This is a genomic window from Lacticaseibacillus suibinensis, assembly GCF_003946175.1.
GTDB classification, from domain to species: domain Bacteria; phylum Bacillota; class Bacilli; order Lactobacillales; family Lactobacillaceae; genus Lacticaseibacillus; species Lacticaseibacillus suibinensis.
This window is the reverse complement of the sequence record NZ_RHOK01000010.1, coordinates 39,333-59,316: the sequence shown is the minus strand read 5'-3', so window position 1 is coordinate 59,316 and position 19,984 is coordinate 39,333. Positions and strand designations below refer to the sequence as shown.

Genomic DNA, 19,984 nt, shown 5'->3' with positions numbered 1-19,984 from the left:
TATTCTGGCGACACTGGTTACCGAGAAGTGTCGTCAGTGCTAATGTTAGCAAAAATGCCAAAATCCCACAAGATGCAGTAGTGGCGCAGATTCCACTCCCAAAATATGGGCCATATTGCTGGTTAAGGCGCTTCTTATCGCTTTTATCCTTGAACAGTCTCTACCGGTCTTGCAACATACTCAAACCATTGTCGGTTTCTTCATTACAAATGTGTGACGTTTTTGTAGCGCGCGCCAACCGCGGAGCTAATGGGTGTGAACAAATAATGGTGGCATTTACTTATACTTGCCATTAAGAGAAAAAGCAGGAACTAAGAATAAAATCATGTTCTATTCTCAGACGAGCCGCGAAACAGCGGGTACTAAAAGATAGTTTTTCTTTCGGCCTGGAATAGGGTTTGACCTGAAACTTTGATATACTAGATGTTACCCGAACCGAAGCGGCGCCTGAGGAGGGAAAAGTTGCGGTCGCACCGTTTTGGCGGGCTGAGACCGCAACAGATTATGATTCGTCAAAGTCACCCTGAAGATGCCGCTCAAGTCGTGCCATTGATCGACTTAGTGTTCGAAGAAATGGAAGTCCCGCAGTTGATGAAAATGGCCAAGCCCGATTTGTATCGGGTGTTCGAGCAAGCTTTCTTGCTGCCGGATTATCGCTACGGTTATCCCCAAACCATTGTCCATGAAGGCCCAAATGGCATCGATGGCATTTTAGTGGGTTATTCCCATGCGCAAGAAGCCACCATCGATGACGCGTTCAAGCCGCTTTTGCCCAGTGTCGGCTTGCCCGTCGACCATGAACTGTTCCCAGACGTCGAAACCGACCCTGGCGAATGGTACATCGATACCTTGGCGGTGGCCGAAAGTGCCCAAGATCATGGCGTGGGTACTGCACTGTTAACCGGCATTGAGCCGATTGTGAAAGCCCGCGGCGAAAAGCTGCTGTCGCTGAATGTGGACCAAACGAATCCGCGCGCGGAGCAACTGTACCGCCGGCAAGGCTTCAAGAAAACCCGTGAGCTGATGATTGGCTCGCATCGCTACAACCATATGACCAAAGCCATTTGATTAAACATAAAATGATTGAGCCATAATTTGAGCTGAGGGTGGACGCACGACGATTCCGGAACAGTACGAGCCAAAATGCGACGCCCTAGCCGTATAAGCCAAACGGCCTGCAAAACCTAAGTACAGGTTTTACAGGCCGTTCGGCTTATACTCTGGGCTAAAACCGCATTTTGTCTCAGCCTTTGACTATCCTAGCCCATACGCAGGATTGCGGCGGCTAAGCGGATTCGTTTGGTGGACGAAGCGCCAACGGTCCAAGATGGCCGCTACTAGTAAGCCGGCCGCGACGTTGCGCGGATCCAAAATATCGATTTGGAACGTGCGGCTGGTGGCGGCGCCGACTGCCGCAATGGTGGTAACGGTTTTGACACCGTGGTAAATATGATATTCATTGGCCAGCAGATTACCAAAGATTAGCCAGTTCAAATCAGACACAAAGACAAACTCATGCCAGACGCCGAACAGCTTTTTGACGCTGCCGGCTTTTTGGCCATTCAGGGTCAAATCATAACGCGGCGACATGCCCACCGTGCGCTGGCGAATGTCGCCAAGTTCCTGACCGGCGATCGTGTGCAAGTTGATGCGGTCATTAGCGAGGCCGTGCTTCCCATTAAGAATGTAAGCCGGCTGATTGTGGTGGTCTTTGACCACCGTCACGCCGGTATCATGGAGCGATTGTGCATCAATGTAGTAAATCACTGCGCTCACCTTGGCTTTCCGCTTGGTTGAGAGCAATGGCGCGTTGAATGGCCTTGGCCACGCCGTCTTCGCGGTTGGTCAGGGTCGTGTGCCATGCCAGTTCTTTAATCAACGGGATGGCGTTCCCCATCGCGACGCTGTATTTGGCTTGCCTGATCATGGACTCATCATTGAGATTGTCGCCGATGGCCATGACCTCATCCATGGTGTAGCCGCGCTTTTCGGCATAAGCGGCGAGCGCCGGGCCTTTCTGCGCCTTGAGATCATTGATTTCAATATTGCGCGCGCCGCTGGAAGTGACGACCAAACCGCCTAGCGCTTCGACGCGGGCTTTGACCGGGGCTAAGCCGGCTTGCTCATCGTCGGAGAACACAATCACCTTATAGGCTTCCAGCGCCGGGTTCGTGAAGACTTCACGATAGTCAGTGACGTAAGTGGTTTTGATTTGCTGGGTGCGAGCTTCGGCTTTCTGCCGCGCCGTGGCGACATTCATCGTGGCATCTTGGCCACGGTACATCGCCATCAAATTGGCAATACGCCCGGCTTTGGCATTGGAGATGACGCCATCAGCGGCTTCCAGTTCGTAGTAGAGGCCGCTGGCATCAAGCACCTCAAACAAGGCTTGCAGTTTGGCGTTGGTGAGCGGCACTTGAACGGTAATCGTTTCGGCTTCATCGTAAACCAGCGCGCCATTAATCGTGATATAAGCTGGGTGCAGGTCATGAGCGAGCAGCTCGACTTGCGCTTGGGGCAGGTTGCGGCCCGTAGCGACAATGAACTCGATCCCGGCGGCTTGAGCTTGGCGAATGGCCGCGGCGTTTTTGGCGGACACTTCAATCTTATCGTTGAGCAAGGTGCCGTCCATATCGGACGCAATCAGTTTGATCATGCAAAAACCTCCATTCGAGCTCAATTTTAGCATAAAAGCGGATGCAAAGGCTGGGGCCTTTGAGTACACTAGAAGGCGGAGGTTGCCTATGAAAACACTGATTCATAATGATTGGCAGACCGTGCTCGCACCGGTATTTGAAGGTCCCACCTATGCGCGGCTGCACCAATTTCTTAAGCAGGAATATCAAACGCAAACCATCTATCCCGAGATGCATCACATTTTTCAGGCCTTTGAGTGGACCCCATTTGAAGCCGTCAAGGTGGTGATCTTGGGTCAGGATCCGTACCATGGGCCTAACCAGGCGGTTGGAGCGAGTTTTGCCGTGGCGCCAGGCATCGCCTTGCCGCCGTCACTGCAAAATATCTACAAAGAGCTGCAAAGCGACCTCGGTTATCCGCCAGTGACGCATGGCTATCTGAAAAGTTGGGCGCAGCAAGGGGTCTTGCTCCTAAACGCGGTGCTGACCGTCCGTGCCGGGCAGGCGAATTCGCACCGCGGCCAAGGCTGGGAGGAGCTGACGGACGCGGCCATTGCGGCGCTGTCAGATCGCGGCCGGGTGGTGTTCATCCTGTGGGGCAGCTCGGCGCGAGCTAAAACCAGCTTGATTGACCAGAGCAAAAATGCCATTATCACCTCGCCGCATCCCAGTCCCTTGTCGGCTTATCGCGGCTTTTTTGGCAGCAAGCCGTTTTCTAAAACCAATGCGCTACTGACGCAAATGGGTGAGCCCCCAATCAATTGGCAGCTGCCAGCGCAGCCAGACCTCACCCGCCAGTAATTTATGAGTGCAAGCGGTAAAGAGGACTGATATGATAGAAGGCGAGCGTTGAAGGCGCTAACAATTCGCAATTTGGAGGGATCATCTTGGATTTATTTGAAAGCTTAGAGCAAAAGATTACGGGCAAAAACTTGTCGATTGTCTTTCCTGAAGGCAACGACGCACGGATTTTAGGCGCCGCAGTGCGCTTGGCGGCAGAAGGGCTGATTAAGCCAGTCCTGCTGGGTACCACCAGCGAGATTGCCGCTGTGGCTGAAGCTAAAGGGTTGGACATTAGCAAGCTGGAACTTCGTGATCCGCAAAGCGATGCCATTTTGCCAGAAATGGCGCAGGCCTTTTTCGACCGGCGCAATGGTAAGGCCACTGAAGAACAAGCCCAAGCCATGGTTAAGGATCCGAATTACTTCGGCACGATGCTCGTGTACATGGGTAAGGCAGACGGCATGGTGTCTGGCGCTGTGCACTCCACGGCAGATACCGTGCGGCCCGCTTTGCAAATCATCAAGACCCGCCCTGGTGTTTCCCGGACCAGTGGCGCCTTCATCATGCAACGCGGCCGCGACGAACGCTATCTGTTTGCTGACAATGCCATTAACATCGATCCTGATGCCCAGACCTTAGCGGAAACCGCCGTTGAATCGGCCAAAACGGCTAAACTATTCGACATCGACCCGAAAGTGGCTATGTTATCCTTCTCCACCAAAGGCTCCGCCAAGGCACCGCAAGTGGACAAAGTGATTGAGGCGACCAAGCTTGCCCATGAATTGGCCCCAGATTTGGCTTTGGATGGTGAATTACAGTTTGACGCGGCCTTTGTCCCAACGGTGGCGAAGCTCAAGGCGCCTGATTCAAAGGTGGCAGGTTATGCGAACGTCTTTATCTTCCCAGACCTGCAATCTGGTAATATTGGTTACAAGATTGCCCAACGGCTCGGCGGCTTTGAAGCCATGGGGCCAATTTTGCAAGGCCTGAACAAACCAGTGTCTGACTTGTCACGCGGCGCGAATGAAGAAGATGTGTACAAAGTCGCCATCATTACGGCGGCGCAGAACTTGATCAACTAAGGAGTCGTGATTGGATGGAATTTAGCGATGAAGCAAGTTTACAAGCCTTTGCCCAAAGCTTGGCGCCCCACCTGCAAGCAGGGGACATTCTGCTGCTGGATGGCGACCTGGGCGCCGGCAAAACCAGTTTTACCAAGGGGCTAGCACGCGGACTTGGCATTGCGGATTACATCAAAAGCCCGACCTTCACCATTATCCGTGAGTATCCAGATGGCGCTTTGCCGCTGTATCATATGGACCTGTACCGGTTGGAAAATGGGGGCGCCGGCGATTTGGGCCTAGAGGAATATTTTGAAGGCGATGGGGTGTCAGTGGTGGAATGGCCCGATTTTCTGGGTGAAGCCACACCTGAGGACTACTTGCTGATTCATTTTCTCAAAGATCCAGATGACGATCACAAACGCACCTTGACCTTTGAAGCCGTGGGGCCCCGTGCCCAAGCGCTGCTGACATCCATTCAGGCGTAATGCAAAAACGTGCTCCTCACGCTGTTGTGAGGAGCACGTTTTTGAATCCGTTAAGCGGTGATTTTTAACATGCTAGCCAAGGTAGCATCGCCGAACTGCTGCTCCTGCGCGAGCAAAATGCGAGCGCAGGCGTAACTGTCCTGCAAAGCGTTGTGGTGATGGGCCAAGGGGATGTGCAGCGCCGCCGACACGGTGTCCAGTCGGTGATTAGGCAGCTCTGGCATCAGCCGCTTGGCCGTGCGCGCCGTATCAATCACTTGATAGCGCGGGACGGGAATGTCATAGCGCTCCAGCGTCCGTTTGAGTACCGACACATCGAAGGGCGAGTTGTGTGCCGTGACAAGGCGGGTTGGGGCGAAGAAGCTGGCAATATGAGGCCAAACTTGCGGAAAAGTCGGCTCACCGACGACTTGGGCTTCCGTGATGCCATGGATCCGCACGTTTTGGCTTTCGAAGGGCACCTCTGGATCAATCAAGGTGTAAAAGCTATCCACCACTTGGCTTTGCCGCACCACCACCAAAGCCAAAGAGCAGGCACTGGCGCGCTGCCGGTTGGCCGTTTCAAAATCCATTGCGATAAAATCCATTTTAATCTCCTAATAAATCAACGGTTTCCAGCTCAACTGGGCAATGGTCAGAGCCGAGCACTTCGTTGTGAATCTTGGCATCCTTGATGAACGGCACGAAATTGTCGCTGGCGACGAAATAGTCGATGCGCCAACCGGCGTTGCGGGAGCGAGCGCTGAAGCGATAGCTCCACCAGGAATACACGTCTTCAAGGTCCGGATAGAAGTGACGGAAGGTGTCGGTAAAGCCTGCCTCAAGCTGCGTGGTGAAGTCATTGCGTTCTTCATCTGTGAAGCCGGCGTTGTGATGATTCGAACTCGGATTCTTCAAATCAATCTCATGATGCGCGACATTCAAATCGCCGCAGTAAACCAACGGCATTTTGGCGGCCAGGTCTTTGGTGTAGGCCAGGAAGGCTTGGTCCCAGGCCTGGCGATACTCGAGGCGCTTCAATTCGCTCCCTGAATTCGGCGTGTACACCGTGATCAGGTAAAATTTCGGGTATTCCAGAGTGATGACGCGGCCTTCATCATCAAACTCGGGCTGGCCGATGCCATAGGTCACCGCCAGTGGTTCGTGCTTAGTGAAAATGGCGGTGCCAGAGTAGCCTTTGCGTTCGGCATAGTTAAAGTATTGGTGGTAGCCGGGCAGGTCCAAGGTGGCTTGGCCTTCCTGCATCTTGGTTTCCTGGATGCAGAACCAATCGGCGTCCAAGTCATTGAAGCTCGTCATAAAATCGTGTTTCAACACGGCGCGCAGGCCGTTGACGTTCCAAGAAATGAGTTTCATGAGCTCAACTTCCTTCTTCGGTATTTGCCCCTAGTATATAAGAAAAGAGAAGGCGGCTCAAATCGCGGGCGACTGCGGTTGGCTGCCGGGCCGGCCGGCTGGAGCGAGCATGGGCTGGAACGTGGTGGCCAGCGCTTCGAGCCTCGCTGCGCGAGTCTTGAAGTCGCGGCTTGTTCTAAGCTGGCCAAACCCGCCAGCTAAGAACAATGTCACCACTGAGCCCATGCTCGCTCCAGCCGGCCGGCCCTAGGGTGGTGGTTTCAGCGACTGTTGGTATAACTGATAAGGAAAGGCCTACACTGAATGCAAGGCAGTGGTACTGCTCAGATACTGTCTTGCTCAATTAGCTGACAAAGACGCGCTTTTTGTCGGTTCTGGATGCCACTTTGAATGGTTCATTTGCTGGACGCAAGCATACCGACCAGGCGGTTGAGAAGGTTCGCTATCTAAGGAGACTCAAGTACGGCAGTGAACAACCACCGTAGGGCAGGGCAACCGGAGCTGGCATGGGCTCAGTGGTGAAATTGTTCTTTGCCAACTGGTTGGCTTAGAACAAGCCTCGACTTTGAGACAAGCAACGCTTGGCTCAAAGCGACGGCCACCACGTTCCAGCCCATGCCAGCGGAGGTTGCCCTGCCCGACATATTAAACGGATTCAGTAAGGGTATGCTAAACTAGACCTGTAAACTTTTTGCGGAGGCTAACCATGGCAGAAACCCTTGATGGTATTCGAATTTTAACGAACGAACCGCTTAGTCGGTATACCTTTACGCGCACCGGCGGCCCAGCGGATCAGTTGGCCTTCCCCAAGTCGGTGGCGGAGGTGCAGCGGTTAGTGGTGGCGGCCCAGGAGCATGGATGGCCGCTGACGGTGATTGGTAACGCCTCGAATTTAATCGTGCGGGATGGTGGCATTCGCGGGCTGACTTTGATTTTAACCGAAATGGCAGCCATCGAAGTCAATGGCACCACGGTCACGGCGCAAGCCGGTGCGCGGCTGATCGATACCACCGAGGCTGCTTATCGCGGCGGTTTATCCGGGTTTGAATTTGCCTGCGGGATTCCCGGAAGCATCGGCGGCGCCGTGTACATGAACGCTGGGGCGTATGGCGGCGAAATCAAAGACGTGCTAACGTCAGCGACGGTGCTGACCAAGGCCGGCAAAATCAAAACCTACGACAATACGGCGATGAATTTCACTTATCGGCATAGTCTGGTGCAGGAAACTGGCGAAGTGGTGCTTAGTGCCACCTTCTCATTGATACCAGCGCCTAAGCCTGATATTAGGGCCCGGATGGACAAGCTCAATGCCCGCCGCGCGAGCAAGCAGCCGCTGGAATATCCTTCCTGCGGTTCCGTGTTCAAGCGGCCGGTGGGACATTACGTTGGCCCCATGATTCAGCAAGCCGGGCTGCAAGGACATACGATTGGCGGCGCCCAGATTTCGATGAAGCATGCCGGCTTTATCGTCAATATCGCCCAGGCCACGGCGACGGATTACATGAACATGATTAAATATGTTCAAACTAATGTGTTTGCCAAGTTCGGTGTGCATCTGGAGCCGGAAGTGCGGATCATTGGTGAAACTGCCTCATAACCAGAAAGGAGTGGCGCATTCGTGCATCTAGTTGAAGCTGGACTGTTACTGATTAGTTTGGTCGTTGTCTCGAATGTCATCAGTCATTATTTAGTGGCTGTGCCAGTCTCCCTGATTCAAGCCGCGCTGGGGTTAGGCGCGGCTTTGTTGTTTCATGTCACGCTGGATATGCAGACCAGCTGGTTTATGGTGCTGTTCACGGCACCGCTCTTGTACAACGATGGGCGACGGTTCCCGCGGCGAGAGTTGTGGAATCTGCGAGGACCCATTATTGGGAATGCCATTGTGCTGGTGTTTGTCATTACGTTCCTGGGCGGCTTTTTCCTCCACTGGTTAGTGCCGAAAATGCCGCTGGCGGCCAGCTTTGCGTTGGCGGCGATCATGGCCCCAACGGATCCCATCGCGGTTCAGTCCCTGGCGCAGCGCGTGCATTTGCCCAGCGGCTTGCTCCATTTGATCAGCGGGGAAAGCTTGATCAATGACGCTAGCGGTTTGATTGGGTTCAAATACGGTATTGCCGCCGCGATGACCGGCAGTTTTGTGCTGACGCGAGCGGTGGGCGACTTTCTGTATATCGCCATTATTGGGGCCTTCGCTGGGGCGGCGCTGATGGGGCTGATCAATTTGCTCCGGCTGTGGCTGCTGCAGCAAGGCATCAACGATACGATTTTGCATACGGTGCTCCAATTAATCACGCCGTTTGTGATTTACCTAGTGGTGGATGACGGCCTCGGCGCGAGCGGCGTGATTGCGGTCGTGGTCGCCGGTCTTTTGACCAATGTCGTCGGTAATCGGTACATTTCAGCGTTGCCTGAGCTGCGGATTGTGGCAGAAAAATCATGGGAGCTCCTGGTGTATGTGCTCAACGGACTGATTTTCTTGATTTTGGGACTGGAGCTGCCAGTGGCGATGCGGATGACCATCGAAAGCCGGGAAGTGTCGACCTGGCAGGCCGTGCTGGATGTGGTGTTGGTCTACCTGGTGATGCTCGTGATTAGAACCTTGTGGACCTATGGCTACATGCTGGCCACGGCCCATCGCCCCAATGCTGAAGCGCCAAGTTTGAAGTTGGCCTTGCTCAATGGGATTGCCGGCGTGCGCGGCGCGATTAGTTTGGTCGGCGTGCTGGCGGTACCGGTGGTGCTTGCCAATGGTCAGGCCTTTCCTGAGCGCAGTTTGATGTTGTTTATCGCCGCCGGGTATATTATTTTGAGCATGGTAGTGGCGACGCTGCTCTTGCCAATCATGACCAAAAACCGAGCGCCTTTGAAGCTGCGGGGTTCCAGCGTCAGCGAAGAGCCGGCAACTGACCCGGATTCGGTGCGCCTGATTTCCTTGCCGCAGGCGCAGCGGTACCTCTATCAAATGGCAGTGCGCAAGCTGGAAAGTGAACGTCGGGAGGACAACCAAAAGCCTGTGCTGGATTTGATCACCGAGTATCAACACCTGATTAGACGGATCGACTTGCAAGCCGATGATAGTGAAGGGTTGCCGCCGTTTGTGCAAGACGAGGTGGATCTGCGGTTGGTTGGTTTGGCAGGCGAGCTGGCCGCATTAGCGACCTTGAAAGAAGCAAACGACATTCATCCCGGCACCTATCAGCGCTTTCAGCGCCGGTTGCAAGCCAAACAGCGCGATTTGCAAAGCATGAATGCGAAGCAAGGCACCGTGACCAGCCATATTGTCTGGGACCGCATTCGCTTTACTGTCGCCACCTGGTGGCAACAGATACTCGCTTCGCGGGTTAAACAGCCGGCGCGTTACCATGAGCGGCTGGCGGTGGAAAAAGCGCTGGCCAAAGGCGGCTTGAAGGCGGTCAGTGCCTTCCTGCGCCAACCGGAAAACCGCGCGCATCATTACAATCGCCAGGTGATTTATGCCTTGATTGTTCAATATCGCAGCCGGATCGCCACAGTGAAAGCCAAAACCACGCATAAAAGTGTGCAGTACGAAAAGGAAATGGCGCGTTTGCGGACGCTGGCCTTGGCGGCGGAACGCGCAGCGATTCATGAATTGCGGGAACAGGGCTATATCAATACCAGTTTGGCCCAGCGCCTCATTCAAGGTGTGAATTACACCGAGAATGCGGCCGCCATGGCTGAATTGGCAGACTCATAAGGAGGCATGCAGGCATGTTTGACAAAATAATCAATCGTCGGGGGAGCAACGCCATCAAATGGCAGGTGCAACCCGGCGAATTACCGATGTGGATTGCCGATATGGATTTTGCCACGGCGCCAGCAGTGGTCGCGGCGATGCAAGCCAAAATTAACAGCGGTGTTTTTGGCTATGAAGAGGTACCCGCGGCGTATTTCACGGCTGTCGCTGATTGGTATGGGGCACGGCACCAAAAGCGCCCAGACCCGGCTTGGATGAGTTTTGCCAGCGGGGTGATGCCAGCGATTGGGGCGATGATTCGCCAGCTGACCCAGCCCGGCGATCAAATCGTGGTGCAGGCGCCAGTGTACAACATGTTTTTCTCAACCATTGCTGAAAATGGCCGCACCGCTGCCTCGGCGGACTTAAGCTATGATCCGCAAACCGCCCGCTACGCGATTGACTTTGACCGGCTCGAGTCGGTGCTGGCCCAGCCGGCGAGCACGCTGATGCTACTGTGCAACCCGCACAATCCCATCGGTAAGGCTTGGTCTAAGGCCGAGTTAACCCAGATTGCCACGCTGTGCGTGAAGCATCATGTCCGGCTGATTGCCGATGAAATTCACGGCGATTTGGTTTTCGGGGAGCCGGCGTACACGCCAGTTTTCAGTTTGCCTGATGAACTGCGCGCTAACAGCATCGTCTGTGTCTCACCGTCCAAAACCTTCAACTTGGCTGGCATTCATGCCGCCACGGTGATCGTGCCAGATGCCGCCTTGCATGCCCAGGTGGACCGGGCGCTGGCCACAACGCAAGTGGCCGAGCCTAATGCCTTGGCCACCACGGCGACCATTGCGGCGTACACCCAAGGCGGCCAGTGGCTGGACGCCTTGAAGGCGCAGTTGACGACTAATCGCCAGACCTTGGCCACCGTTCTGGCGACGGCGCTACCGAGTGTGCGGTTGGCCTCAGAAAATGCCACTTACTTGGCCTGGCTCGATATCAGTCAAGTGAGTGAGGATAGCGCCGCTTTTTGCCAGTGGCTGCGTGCCGAAACCGGTTTGATCCTGGCGGCCGGGGCTGGGTACCACGGCAATGGCAATCACTTCCTGCGCCTGAATCTGGCCTGCCCACCGCAGATGCTGGATGATGGCTTGCAGCGCCTAGTCGCTGGCGTGACCAAGTATTCGCACGCTTCATAAGGCTTCAGCGCACCGCTTCACCTTGCTTGTGCTGGCAAGGTGGGGCGGTGTTTTTGCATGCGGCAGTTGATCATGTGAAACCGGTCACAATTTTTCTTGTAAAAAGTTGACAGTGACGCTTGAAATTCACTTCATACTCAGTATAATTAGCAAAGCGTACTAAACTTTTAGTTTAGTTTAACGAAACTTGCACTGTGGAGGTGACTAGATGGATATAGGCCAAAAAATCCGGGATCTGCGAATTCAGAAGAATTTGACTCAAGAGGAACTAGGCGAGCGCACTGATCTAACCAAGGGATACATCTCACAGTTGGAACATAATCAAAGCTCACCGTCGATGGAAACCTTCTTCGACCTTCTCAATGTCTTGGGGCAAACGCCGGCTGAATTTTTCACCGAAGACCAAACGCAGCAGCTGGTATACCCAGTGGCTGATCAGGTTGAATATGAGGACGAAGAGCGCGGCTATCTATTGCGCTGGCTGGTCCCGGAATCCAATGAAAACGAAATGGAACCGGTGCGCATTGAATTCAACGAAGGCGGGGAATTCAAAACCTTCGAACCCTCGCCGGCGGAAACGTTTATTTATGTCATAAAAGGGCGCGTGACGCTCCAGCTAGGTCACCACACCTATAGCGCCAAGCGCGGAGAAACCATTTACTTTCACGCTACCCAGCAGCACCGCATCGTCAACGCCGCCAAAGGCCCGTCGACGATTCTGCTGGTCGCAACTGCATCGTATTTATAACAGGCTGCGGAGCGGGACGTCTTTAGCCCGTCGCAGCGCAACTACAGGCTGCGGAGCAGGTCCGCTCGTAGGCCATCACCAGCACACATCAGGGGATGCATCGAGGATTAGGGGGAATCAGATTGAGCAATACCATCATCGAACTGCAACATGTCAGCAAACAATATGGTGACACTGAGGTTTTAAAAGATATCAATATCGAAATCGAACAAGGCAAGTTCTACACCTTGCTGGGTCCGAGTGGCTCCGGTAAAACCACGATTTTGCGGGCGATTGCCGGCTTTTTGGATCCGACCAAAGGGGATGTGCTGTTCAATGGTCAGCGCATCAATGATATCCCGGCCAACGAGCGTAAGGTGAACACCGTGTTCCAGGACTACGCACTGTTCCCGCATTTGAATGTGTTTGAAAACGTCGCTTACGGCTTGCGGGTGCAAAAAATCGCCAAAGCCGACATCGAAACTCGTGTGGACGCAGCGCTGAAAATGGTGCGGCTCAACGGCTTAGCTGATCGGGAAATTTCCGAATTATCTGGCGGCCAACAGCAGCGGGTCGCGATTGCTCGGGCGATTGTATTGGAGCCAGAGGTGCTCCTGCTGGACGAACCGCTGTCAGCGCTGGATGCCAAGTTGCGCAAGGATATGCAATATGAATTGCGCGAATTGCAGCAGCGCCTCGGCATCACTTTCTTGTTCGTGACGCATGACCAGGAAGAAGCGCTGGCGCTGTCAGACGAAATCTTCGTCATGAATGACGGCGAAGTGCAGCAATCGGGCACACCAGTGGACATTTACGATGAACCGGTCAACCATTTTGTTGCCGACTTTATTGGCGAAAGTAATATCGTGGCCGGTCACATGGTGCAGGACTACCTAGTGGAATTCAACGGCAAGCAGTTTGAATGTGCTGATGCCGGCATGCGCCCGAACGAATCCGTTGAGGTCGTGCTCCGGCCGGAAGACCTTGACATCACGGCCCTGGGCGGCGGCAAGGTGACGGTGGATGTGGACACCCAGTTGTTCCGCGGGGATTATTACGAAATCGTGGCCTACGATGATGCCAAAAATGAATGGCTGATTCACTCCACCAACCCAGCCAAAGACGGCGAACGCGTCGACTTGACCTTTGATCCTGAAGACATTCACGTTATGCGCTTGAACGAATCGGAGGAGGACTTCGACGCGCGGCTGGAAAGCTACGAAGGGGAATAGGAGGCCGCTGATGAAAAAAACCACCAATATGGCCTTCTATGTGCCGTATATCCTCTGGATTCTACTGTTTGTCATAGCGCCGATGCTGCTGATTGTTTATCAATCCTTCTTCAACATTGAAGGCCAGTTCACCTTCAGCAATTATGCGACTTATTTTCATTCCAGCACCTATATCATGATGACCATCAACTCAGTGTGGTACGCCTTCTTGATTACCGCGCTGACGTTGGTGATTTCCTATCCGGCGGCGTACCTGCTGCACTACGCGAAGCATAAAGAGCTGTGGTTGCTGCTGATTATTTTGCCGACCTGGATCAACTTGTTGCTGAAAGCTTATGCCTTCATCGGTATCTTCAGCCAAGATGGCGGCATCAATACTTTCCTCCAGATGATGGGGCTGGGCACGCACCAGTTCTTGTTCACGGATTTCTCCTTCATTTTCGTGGCGAGTTACATCGAAATTCCGTTTATGATTTTGCCGATTTTCAACGGCATTGAGGAACTGAATGAGGGCTTGGTCAACGCCAGCCGCGACCTCGGGGCCAAGTGGTGGCAGACGTTCACGCGCGTGATTCTGCCGCTAACCATGAGTGGCGTCAAAAGCGGGGTGCAAGCGGTGTTCATTCCCAGCCTGAGCTTATTCATGCTGACGCGTCTGATTGGTGGTAATCGGGTCATCACCTTGGGGACCGCGATTGAAGAACACTTCCTGACCACCATGAACTGGGGGATGGGCTCAACCATCGGGGTCATCTTGATCATTGCGATGGTGGTCATCATGTTCCTGACGGGTGAACGGAAGAAGAAAGGAGGCCGCCGGGCATGAAGTCACTGAAAAAATGGAAATGGACTAATCTCTATTTGATTTTTGTCTTCATCATGTTGTACGTCCCAATTGCGTACCTGATTTTCTACTCCTTCTCGGCAGGAGATACCATGAGCAACTTTCATGGCTTCACCTGGACCCATTACCAGGAACTGTTCGCCGATACCCGGATGATTCAAATTGTGGTGGATACGTTGATGCTGGCCTTGCTCGCCAGCCTGATTGCGACGATTGTTGGCACGCTAGGGGCGCTGGCGATTAGCCGTACCAGCCGGCCAGTGGTCAAAAACTCGATTCTCTCGCTGAACAACATCTTGATGGTGTCACCGGATGTCATCATCGGTGCCAGTTTTCTGATCTTCTTCACCGCGCTGCACATTCCGTTAGGGTTCTTGTCAGTCCTGCTGAGCCATATCGCCTTTTCCATTCCGATTGTGGTGTTGATGGTGCTGCCGCGGCTGCAGGAAATGAGCAACACGATGCTGGATGCGGCGCGCGATTTGGGCTCCACCAACCTGCAGGTGTTGACCCGCGTCATTATGCCGTTCATCACGCCAGGGATTTTAAGCGGGTTCTTCATGGCGTTCACTTACTCGCTGGATGATTTTGCCGTGACCTTCTTCGTCACTGGAAATGGCTTTGAAACGCTGTCGGTCGAAATATACGCGCGGGCACGGCAAGGCATCAGCCTGGAAATCAATGCGCTGTCTGGCGTGATGTTCCTGTTCTCCTTGGTGCTGGTGGTGGGCTATTACTTCATCCAGCGCGGCACCAAGTCCCACAAGGCGAAGCTGAAAGCAAAGGGGGCAGTCACCAATGAAGCGACTCATTAGTATGGCCGCCATTATCTTGGCTGCGGTGCTTGGCTTGGCTTTTTGGAGCCACTCCTTGGCCAAAGCGCAAGGGGCCACCGGCGATAACACGTTGAACCTGGCCAACTGGGGCGATTACATCGACCCGGCTTTGATCAAAAAGTTTGAAAAGCAGACTGGCTATCATGTCAACTTGGAAACCTTCGACTCCAACGAGGCGATGTACACCAAGATTCAGCAAGGCGGGACTTCCTATGACTTGACGGTGCCTTCTGAATACATGGTCGAAAAAATGCGTAACGCCAAGATGCTGGTGCCACTGGATAAAAGCAAGCTCAAAGGTCTTAGCAATTTCGGCTCGCTGTACATGAATCGCTCCTTTGATCCTGGCAATAAGTACAGCCTGCCGTATTTCTGGGGCACCTTGGGAATCATCTACAACGACAAGTTCGTTAAGCCGGGTGAAATTCAGCATTGGAATGACCTGTGGAAGAGTAAATATCGCGATAACATCATGCTGATTGACTCGGCGCGCGACATCATGGGCTTTTCCCTGCGGTCGATGGGTAAGTCGATGAACACCACCGACCCCAATACCTTGGCTTTGGCCAAGGCGAAGCTTGATCAGATGTCACCGAATGTTAAAGCCGTGGTGGCCGATGAAATCAAGATGTACATGGCCGCCGATGAATCGGCGCTGGCAGTGGACTGGTCGGGGGAAGCGGCGGATATGATGGCCAATAACTCGCATCTGCACTATGTGGTCCCGAGTGAAGGCTCGAACTTGTGGTTTGACAACTTGGTCATTCCCAAGACTGCGAAGCATTTCAAGGCCATTTATGCCTTCTTGAACTTCCTCACGAACGCTAAAAATGCTGCGCAGAACGCAGATTACGTTGGGTATTCCACGCCGAATGTGGCCGCGCTTAAGCTGCTGCCGAAAGCGGTACGCAATGATAAGCAGTTCTATCCCGATGAAAATGTGATCAAGAAGTCGGAAGTGTATAGCGACCTAGCCCCGAAGACAGTAGGGCTGTACAACGATTTGTACCTCGAGTTTAAGATGTACCGCAAGTAGTATCGAAACCGAGGCCCGCCGACATTGTCAGCGCGCCTCGGTTTTTGCATGGGCTCAAATTGTCATCCCACCCCAACTTTTGTATACTTAGGCCACGGAGGTGAGGCGGATGTTGGAATATGCAGAAATTGCCAGTCAATTCGAAAAAGACCAAAAAATCAATTTTGACCTGATTTTGCAGAAGGTCATCAAGGGCTGGCAGGAGCAAAAGCTGCGCCCGCGGCTGTTGATGCACGCGTGCTGCGCGCCTTGTAGCACGTACACGCTGGAATATCTCACGCAGTTTGCTGACGTGACGATTTTCTTCTTCAACCCCAATATTCACCCGCGGATGGAGTATGAACGGCGCAAGCTGGTGCAGCAACAGTTTATTCTCGATTTTAACGCCCGCACCAACAACCATGTTCAATTCATCAGTGCCGACTACAAACCCAGCGATTGGTTGGCGCAAACCAAGACACTGAAGAATGAGCCAGAAGGCGGCGCGCGTTGCCGCGTCTGCTATGATTTCCGGCTGGATGCTGTGGCGGCTAAGGCGCAGGAATTAGGCTTTGATTACTTTGGTAGCACGCTGACCATTTCGCCGAACAAGAATGCGCAGTGGATCAATGAAGGCGGGCTGGAAATTCAGCATCTGTACAATGTGGCTTACCTGCCGAGTGACTTCAAAAAGCGTGGCGGCTATGCGCGGTCGGTGCAGATGTGCAAAGACTACAATGTTTATCGCCAGTGCTATTGCGGCTGCCTGTTTGCGGCCAAGGCGCAAGGGATTGACCTGGCCGCCATCAACCGCGAAGCCACCAAGTATGTGGCGGCCCACGAGGCGGATGACTTTGCGAAGATCCAATTTCACATTGCTGAACAGGCGAATTAAAGTGAAGGGTTGAACCTTGTTTTCCCTTGCTCAACGTTTTACACTTTGAGCAGTAGAGGAGGCGAGAACATGGCAACAGATCCAATTTCGACCCCAACGGCTTTGGGCGTGGATTATCTTTTGACCTTTACGACCGCGCCAGCAGAACGCTCGGTGCGGCTGGCGCTCGATCCTGTGGTGACTTATCTGCGGCGTTATCAAGATGGCTACCGGTTCAATTCATTACTGGGCCCGACCAGCTTAAAGGTGCGCTTGCAGCATGCCTTGACCCTGACTCCTGACCAATTTCAATTACGCTCTACCAGTGCCGCGTTTGATCGCCGGTACTGAGGGCAAGCAAAAACCCAGCCAAGTGGCTGGGTTTTTTTGTCCGCTAGCTTTAATCGGCCGCGTCGGCAAGTGGATCCTTGCGCCGCGCGAAGCGTTTGCGAATTTCTTCGATTAAGACAATCGGGAACGGAATGATGAACAGGAACAGCCAATCACCAGGGTTGAGCACCGTGGTGTTGAACAATTCTTGCACCCCAGGGGTCACGGTCAGGAAGGCAAACAGGACGATTTCAAACGCAATCCCATACCAAACGCGCCGGTTGCTGAACAACCCGACTTTGAACACCGAAGCCATGTTGGTCCGGCAGTTCAAGGCATTGGCAATCTGGGAGAAGACAATCGCCCCAAGGACCATGGTGGTCGCCCGCGCGTACACGTTGCCGCTGGCAGCCAGGGCCACGTTAGGCCAACCGTTTTGGTAATTGACGAAGAAGTAGGCGGCGGTGGAAATCACACTAGAGATCAAGCCGTACCAGGCAAATGCCTTCCAGATGACCCGCTTACTCAGCAAGTGCGCGTTCTTGGCGCGCGGCGGCTGGTGCATGATGCCGGGTTCCGCTTTTTCAGAGCCCAGCCCCAGCGCTGGCAACATGTCCGTCCCTAAGTCGACAGTCAAAATCTGCATGACGGTCATCGGCAGCGGAATGAGGCCACCAGAGAACAGGAACAGCGCAGAAGGAATGGCTTCAGGCACGTTGGAGGTCAAGATGTAAGTCAGGAACTTTTGCAAGTTGGCGTACACCGTGCGGCCTTCTTCAATCGCGGCCACGATGGAGGCGAAGTTGTCGTCGGTCAAAATCATATCTGCGGCATCCTTAGCCACGTCAGTCCCAGTAACACCCATGGCAACGCCGATATCGGCTTTCTTGAGGGCAGGGGCATCATTCACGCCATCGCCGGTGGAAGCCACGATTTCACCGTTCTTTTGCAAGGTGGAGACGATCTTGTACTTTTGCTCAGGCGCAACCCGGGCGAAAATGATTTCACCTTTCAAGGCGTCTTGCAACTGATCTTCAGTCATGGCATCCAGTTCCGTGCCGGTCACGACACGGGCTTGATCCGAGGTCAGGCCGATTTTAACGGCAATCGACTTCGCGGTTAATGTGGAGTCACCAGTCACCATGATGATCTTGATGTTGGCTTCGTGGCACTTGCGCACCGCTTCGTAAATTTCTGGGCGCGGTGGGTCAGCCATGACGGTCAAGCCGACGAAGGTCAAATGGTTTTCGGCGTCTTCGATGGTCATTTTGTCCAACTGACTGGCGGTGTCGGCTTCAGCCGGGAACTCACGGTAGGCGGCAGCCAGACTACGTAAGCCTAACTTGGCGTACTTGTTGTTCGCAGCGTTGATCGCGCGGCGGTCATCTTCGGTGATCGGCCGCACTTTGCCGTCGACTTGAATGGTGTCACACTGATGCACCGTATCGCTTAAGGAACCTTTGACGCAGAGCATCAGGGTTTGATCATCGAGACGGTGCACGGTACTCATCCGCTTGCGGTCGGAGTCAAAAGGGAACTCCTTCAGCCGCGGGGTTTTGGCGGTCGCGGCGGCGAGATCAAAGCCGGCTTTTTCGGCTAAAATCACCAAAGCGGCTTCGGTTGGCGTGCCGAGGATCTTCGGCTTGCCGCTGTCTTTGTCTTGTTGCACTTGGGTATCGTTATTCAGCGAAGCCACCCGCACCAGCAGGGCCAATTCCGGTTCAGTGCTTGGATCAACGCGCTTGCCGTCCAGTTCGATGTGGCCGTTGTTCACATAGCCTTGGCCGGTGATTTTGTATTCCTTACTCCGGGTCCAGACGTGATTGACGGTCATTTGGTTTTGGGTCAGGGTCCCGGTTTTATCCGAGCAGATCACTGTGGTTTCGCCCAGGGTTTCAACGGAATTCAGATCCTTCACCAGCGCATGCTTTTTGGCCATGCGGGTCACACCTTGGGCCAAACTCAAGGTGACAGTTGGCAAGAGGCCTTCAGGAATGAACGCGACGATCATCCCTAAGGCGAAAATGAACGCCTTGGCGGCAGGGTAGTGAACGAAGAAAATCGCCGAGATGAAAAAGGCAATCCCAATGGCAATGGCAATCATGGAAATCTGCCGAGTTAGGTGATCCAGCTCAATGGCAAGGGGACTCTTAACCTTCTTTTGCTGCTGGGTCAAAGCGGCGATTTTCCCGAATTCGGTATTCATGCCGGTCGCAATCGCCACCGCTTTCCCGGTGCCAGCGCCGATGGTGGTCCCGGCATAAATCAGGTTGGATTCGGCAAATTGGCCTTCGCCAGGGTCGAATTTGACTTCTTTGGACTCTGGGACGGATTCACCGGTCAGCGCACTTTGATCGACTTGCATGGAAGTCGCTTCAAGCAAGCGCGCATCGACGGGAATGGCGTTACCAGCTTGCAAAAGGAAGACATCACCGGGCACCAAGGCCGTGGCATCTTTTTGTTGCACTTTGCCGTCGCGATAAACCTGCGTGTAAGTCGGCAACATTGCCATCAGGGAATCAGTGGCTTTTTTTGCTTGGAATTGCTGCCAGAAACTGAAGACCCCATTAATGATGTTCACGAGCCAAATGGCAATCCCCAGTTCCATGGTGCCACTAATCATAGCGACCAGCCCTGACACCCAAAGCAAAATTGCCATCAGGCTCCCAAAGTTTTTGATAAAGGCTTTAAATTGCGATTCCCCTTGGGTGTGGGTAATCGTGTTTTCCCCATATTGAGCTAAACGCTTTTGCGCCTCAGCCTCAGTGAGGCCGGTGTTCGTGCTGTCAAGATCCTTCAGCACTTCGGCCGACGTCTGGGTCGCATATTGCGTCCGCTTATCTGTTGCAGTCATCTTTCTAACCTCCACATGATTGGGGTGACCCAATCAAAGATCGGCCTGCTAG

At 53.7% G+C, this 19,984-nt stretch carries 19 protein-coding genes; 14 read left to right on the top strand and 5 right to left on the bottom strand.

The features are described 5' to 3' along the window. Positions 1–501 precede the first annotated feature (501 nt). Positions 502–1,068, top strand: coding sequence for a GNAT family N-acetyltransferase (locus tag EKM90_RS06570; RefSeq protein WP_125580982.1), 567 nt, complete (start codon positions 502–504; stop codon positions 1,066–1,068). Between the two features lie 186 nt (positions 1,069–1,254). Here the strand turns inward: EKM90_RS06570 and EKM90_RS06565 are convergent, their stop codons facing one another. After that, entirely contained in the window at positions 1,255–1,767 is a 513-nt protein-coding gene (locus EKM90_RS06565) for an LURP-one-related/scramblase family protein (RefSeq protein ID WP_164507889.1), read from the bottom strand. Beyond that, on the bottom strand, positions 1,751–2,656 hold the full coding sequence (locus EKM90_RS06560) for a Cof-type HAD-IIB family hydrolase (RefSeq protein WP_125580900.1): 906 nt from the start codon (positions 2,654–2,656) through the stop codon (positions 1,751–1,753). The genes EKM90_RS06565 and EKM90_RS06560 overlap by 17 nt, the downstream gene beginning before the upstream one ends. A gap of 88 nt (positions 2,657–2,744) precedes the next feature. Here EKM90_RS06560 and EKM90_RS06555 point away from each other — a divergent pair, with 88 nt between their 5' ends. The 3 genes from EKM90_RS06555 (at position 2,745) to tsaE (ending at position 4,968) form a co-directional block, all read left to right on the top strand. Further along, positions 2,745–3,437: a uracil-DNA glycosylase gene (locus tag EKM90_RS06555; RefSeq protein ID WP_125580898.1), complete on the top strand. Its 693-nt coding sequence runs from the start codon at positions 2,745–2,747 to the stop codon at positions 3,435–3,437. A gap of 86 nt (positions 3,438–3,523) precedes the next feature. Continuing rightward, the gene (gene pta / locus EKM90_RS06550; protein WP_125580896.1) at positions 3,524–4,501 is read left to right on the top strand and encodes a phosphate acetyltransferase; all 978 of its coding nucleotides are present in this window, start codon (positions 3,524–3,526) and stop codon (positions 4,499–4,501) included. 14 nt (positions 4,502–4,515) lie between these two features. Then, positions 4,516–4,968, top strand: coding sequence for a tRNA (adenosine(37)-N6)-threonylcarbamoyltransferase complex ATPase subunit type 1 TsaE (gene tsaE, locus EKM90_RS06545; RefSeq protein ID WP_125580894.1), 453 nt, complete (start codon positions 4,516–4,518; stop codon positions 4,966–4,968). Between the two features lie 50 nt (positions 4,969–5,018). Here tsaE and EKM90_RS06540 read toward each other — a convergent pair whose 3' ends face one another. After that, positions 5,019–5,555 carry a 3'-5' exonuclease gene (locus EKM90_RS06540; protein ID WP_125580892.1) on the bottom strand — a complete coding sequence of 179 codons (537 nt, stop codon included), beginning with the start codon at positions 5,553–5,555 and terminating at the stop codon, positions 5,019–5,021. A 1-nt stretch (position 5,556) separates the two neighbouring features. Further along, a complete protein-coding gene (locus EKM90_RS06535; RefSeq protein ID WP_125580890.1) occupies positions 5,557–6,324 on the bottom strand; it encodes an exodeoxyribonuclease III in 768 nt (255 codons plus the stop codon). A 706-nt stretch (positions 6,325–7,030) separates the two neighbouring features. Here EKM90_RS06535 and murB point away from each other — a divergent pair. The 10 genes from murB (at position 7,031) to EKM90_RS06485 (ending at position 17,099) form a co-directional block, all read left to right on the top strand. Beyond that, on the top strand, positions 7,031–7,921 hold the full coding sequence (murB, locus tag EKM90_RS06530; RefSeq protein ID WP_125580888.1) for a UDP-N-acetylmuramate dehydrogenase: 891 nt from the start codon (positions 7,031–7,033) through the stop codon (positions 7,919–7,921). Between the two features lie 21 nt (positions 7,922–7,942). Continuing rightward, the gene (locus tag EKM90_RS06525) at positions 7,943–10,039 is read left to right on the top strand and encodes a cation:proton antiporter (protein WP_125580886.1); all 2,097 of its coding nucleotides are present in this window, start codon (positions 7,943–7,945) and stop codon (positions 10,037–10,039) included. Positions 10,040–10,053: 14 nt separating this feature from the next. Further along, on the top strand, positions 10,054–11,220 hold the full coding sequence (locus EKM90_RS06520) for a MalY/PatB family protein (RefSeq protein WP_125580884.1): 1,167 nt from the start codon (positions 10,054–10,056) through the stop codon (positions 11,218–11,220). A gap of 208 nt (positions 11,221–11,428) precedes the next feature. Further along, on the top strand, positions 11,429–11,968 hold the full coding sequence (locus EKM90_RS06515; RefSeq protein ID WP_125580882.1) for a helix-turn-helix domain-containing protein: 540 nt from the start codon (positions 11,429–11,431) through the stop codon (positions 11,966–11,968). A 122-nt stretch (positions 11,969–12,090) separates the two neighbouring features. Beyond that, on the top strand, positions 12,091–13,179 hold the full coding sequence (locus EKM90_RS06510) for an ABC transporter ATP-binding protein (protein ID WP_125580880.1): 1,089 nt from the start codon (positions 12,091–12,093) through the stop codon (positions 13,177–13,179). A gap of 7 nt (positions 13,180–13,186) precedes the next feature. Beyond that, entirely contained in the window at positions 13,187–14,005 is an 819-nt protein-coding gene (locus EKM90_RS06505) for an ABC transporter permease (RefSeq protein WP_125580878.1), read from the top strand. Next, positions 14,002–14,838, top strand: coding sequence for an ABC transporter permease (locus EKM90_RS06500; protein ID WP_125580876.1), 837 nt, complete (start codon positions 14,002–14,004; stop codon positions 14,836–14,838). Before EKM90_RS06505 ends, EKM90_RS06500 begins: the two co-directional genes overlap by 4 nt. Further along, positions 14,822–15,895: an ABC transporter substrate-binding protein gene (locus tag EKM90_RS06495; protein WP_125580875.1), complete on the top strand. Its 1,074-nt coding sequence runs from the start codon at positions 14,822–14,824 to the stop codon at positions 15,893–15,895. Before EKM90_RS06500 ends, EKM90_RS06495 begins: the two co-directional genes overlap by 17 nt. A gap of 109 nt (positions 15,896–16,004) precedes the next feature. Further along, positions 16,005–16,769, top strand: a complete 765-nt coding sequence (locus EKM90_RS06490; protein ID WP_125580873.1) for an epoxyqueuosine reductase QueH — start codon at positions 16,005–16,007, stop codon at positions 16,767–16,769. Between the two features lie 69 nt (positions 16,770–16,838). After that, positions 16,839–17,099: a hypothetical protein gene (locus EKM90_RS06485; RefSeq protein ID WP_125580872.1), complete on the top strand. Its 261-nt coding sequence runs from the start codon at positions 16,839–16,841 to the stop codon at positions 17,097–17,099. A 49-nt stretch (positions 17,100–17,148) separates the two neighbouring features. Here the strand turns inward: EKM90_RS06485 and EKM90_RS06480 are convergent, their stop codons facing one another. Then, positions 17,149–19,932 carry a cation-translocating P-type ATPase gene (locus tag EKM90_RS06480; protein WP_125580870.1) on the bottom strand — a complete coding sequence of 928 codons (2,784 nt, stop codon included), beginning with the start codon at positions 19,930–19,932 and terminating at the stop codon, positions 17,149–17,151. Positions 19,933–19,984: the final 52 nt, after the last annotated feature.

Bases quoted from the DNA above. Each gene is read 5' to 3' on its own strand.
- EKM90_RS06500 (WP_125580876.1), top strand. From the start codon at position 14,002: ATGAAGTCACTGAAAAAATGGAAATGGACTAATCTCTATTTGATTTTT.
- EKM90_RS06540 (WP_125580892.1), bottom strand. From the start codon at position 5,555: ATGGATTTTATCGCAATGGATTTTGAAACGGCCAACCGGCAGCGCGCC.
- tsaE (WP_125580894.1), top strand. From the start codon at position 4,516: ATGGAATTTAGCGATGAAGCAAGTTTACAAGCCTTTGCCCAAAGCTTG.
- EKM90_RS06495 (WP_125580875.1), top strand. From the start codon at position 14,822: ATGAAGCGACTCATTAGTATGGCCGCCATTATCTTGGCTGCGGTGCTT.
- murB (WP_125580888.1), top strand. From the start codon at position 7,031: ATGGCAGAAACCCTTGATGGTATTCGAATTTTAACGAACGAACCGCTT.
- EKM90_RS06490 (WP_125580873.1), top strand. From the start codon at position 16,005: ATGTTGGAATATGCAGAAATTGCCAGTCAATTCGAAAAAGACCAAAAA.
- EKM90_RS06480 (WP_125580870.1), bottom strand. From the start codon at position 19,932: ATGACTGCAACAGATAAGCGGACGCAATATGCGACCCAGACGTCGGCC.
- EKM90_RS06535 (WP_125580890.1), bottom strand. From the start codon at position 6,324: ATGAAACTCATTTCTTGGAACGTCAACGGCCTGCGCGCCGTGTTGAAA.
- EKM90_RS06485 (WP_125580872.1), top strand. From the start codon at position 16,839: ATGGCAACAGATCCAATTTCGACCCCAACGGCTTTGGGCGTGGATTAT.
- EKM90_RS06515 (WP_125580882.1), top strand. From the start codon at position 11,429: ATGGATATAGGCCAAAAAATCCGGGATCTGCGAATTCAGAAGAATTTG.
- EKM90_RS06520 (WP_125580884.1), top strand. From the start codon at position 10,054: ATGTTTGACAAAATAATCAATCGTCGGGGGAGCAACGCCATCAAATGG.
- EKM90_RS06555 (WP_125580898.1), top strand. From the start codon at position 2,745: ATGAAAACACTGATTCATAATGATTGGCAGACCGTGCTCGCACCGGTA.
- EKM90_RS06560 (WP_125580900.1), bottom strand. From the start codon at position 2,656: ATGATCAAACTGATTGCGTCCGATATGGACGGCACCTTGCTCAACGAT.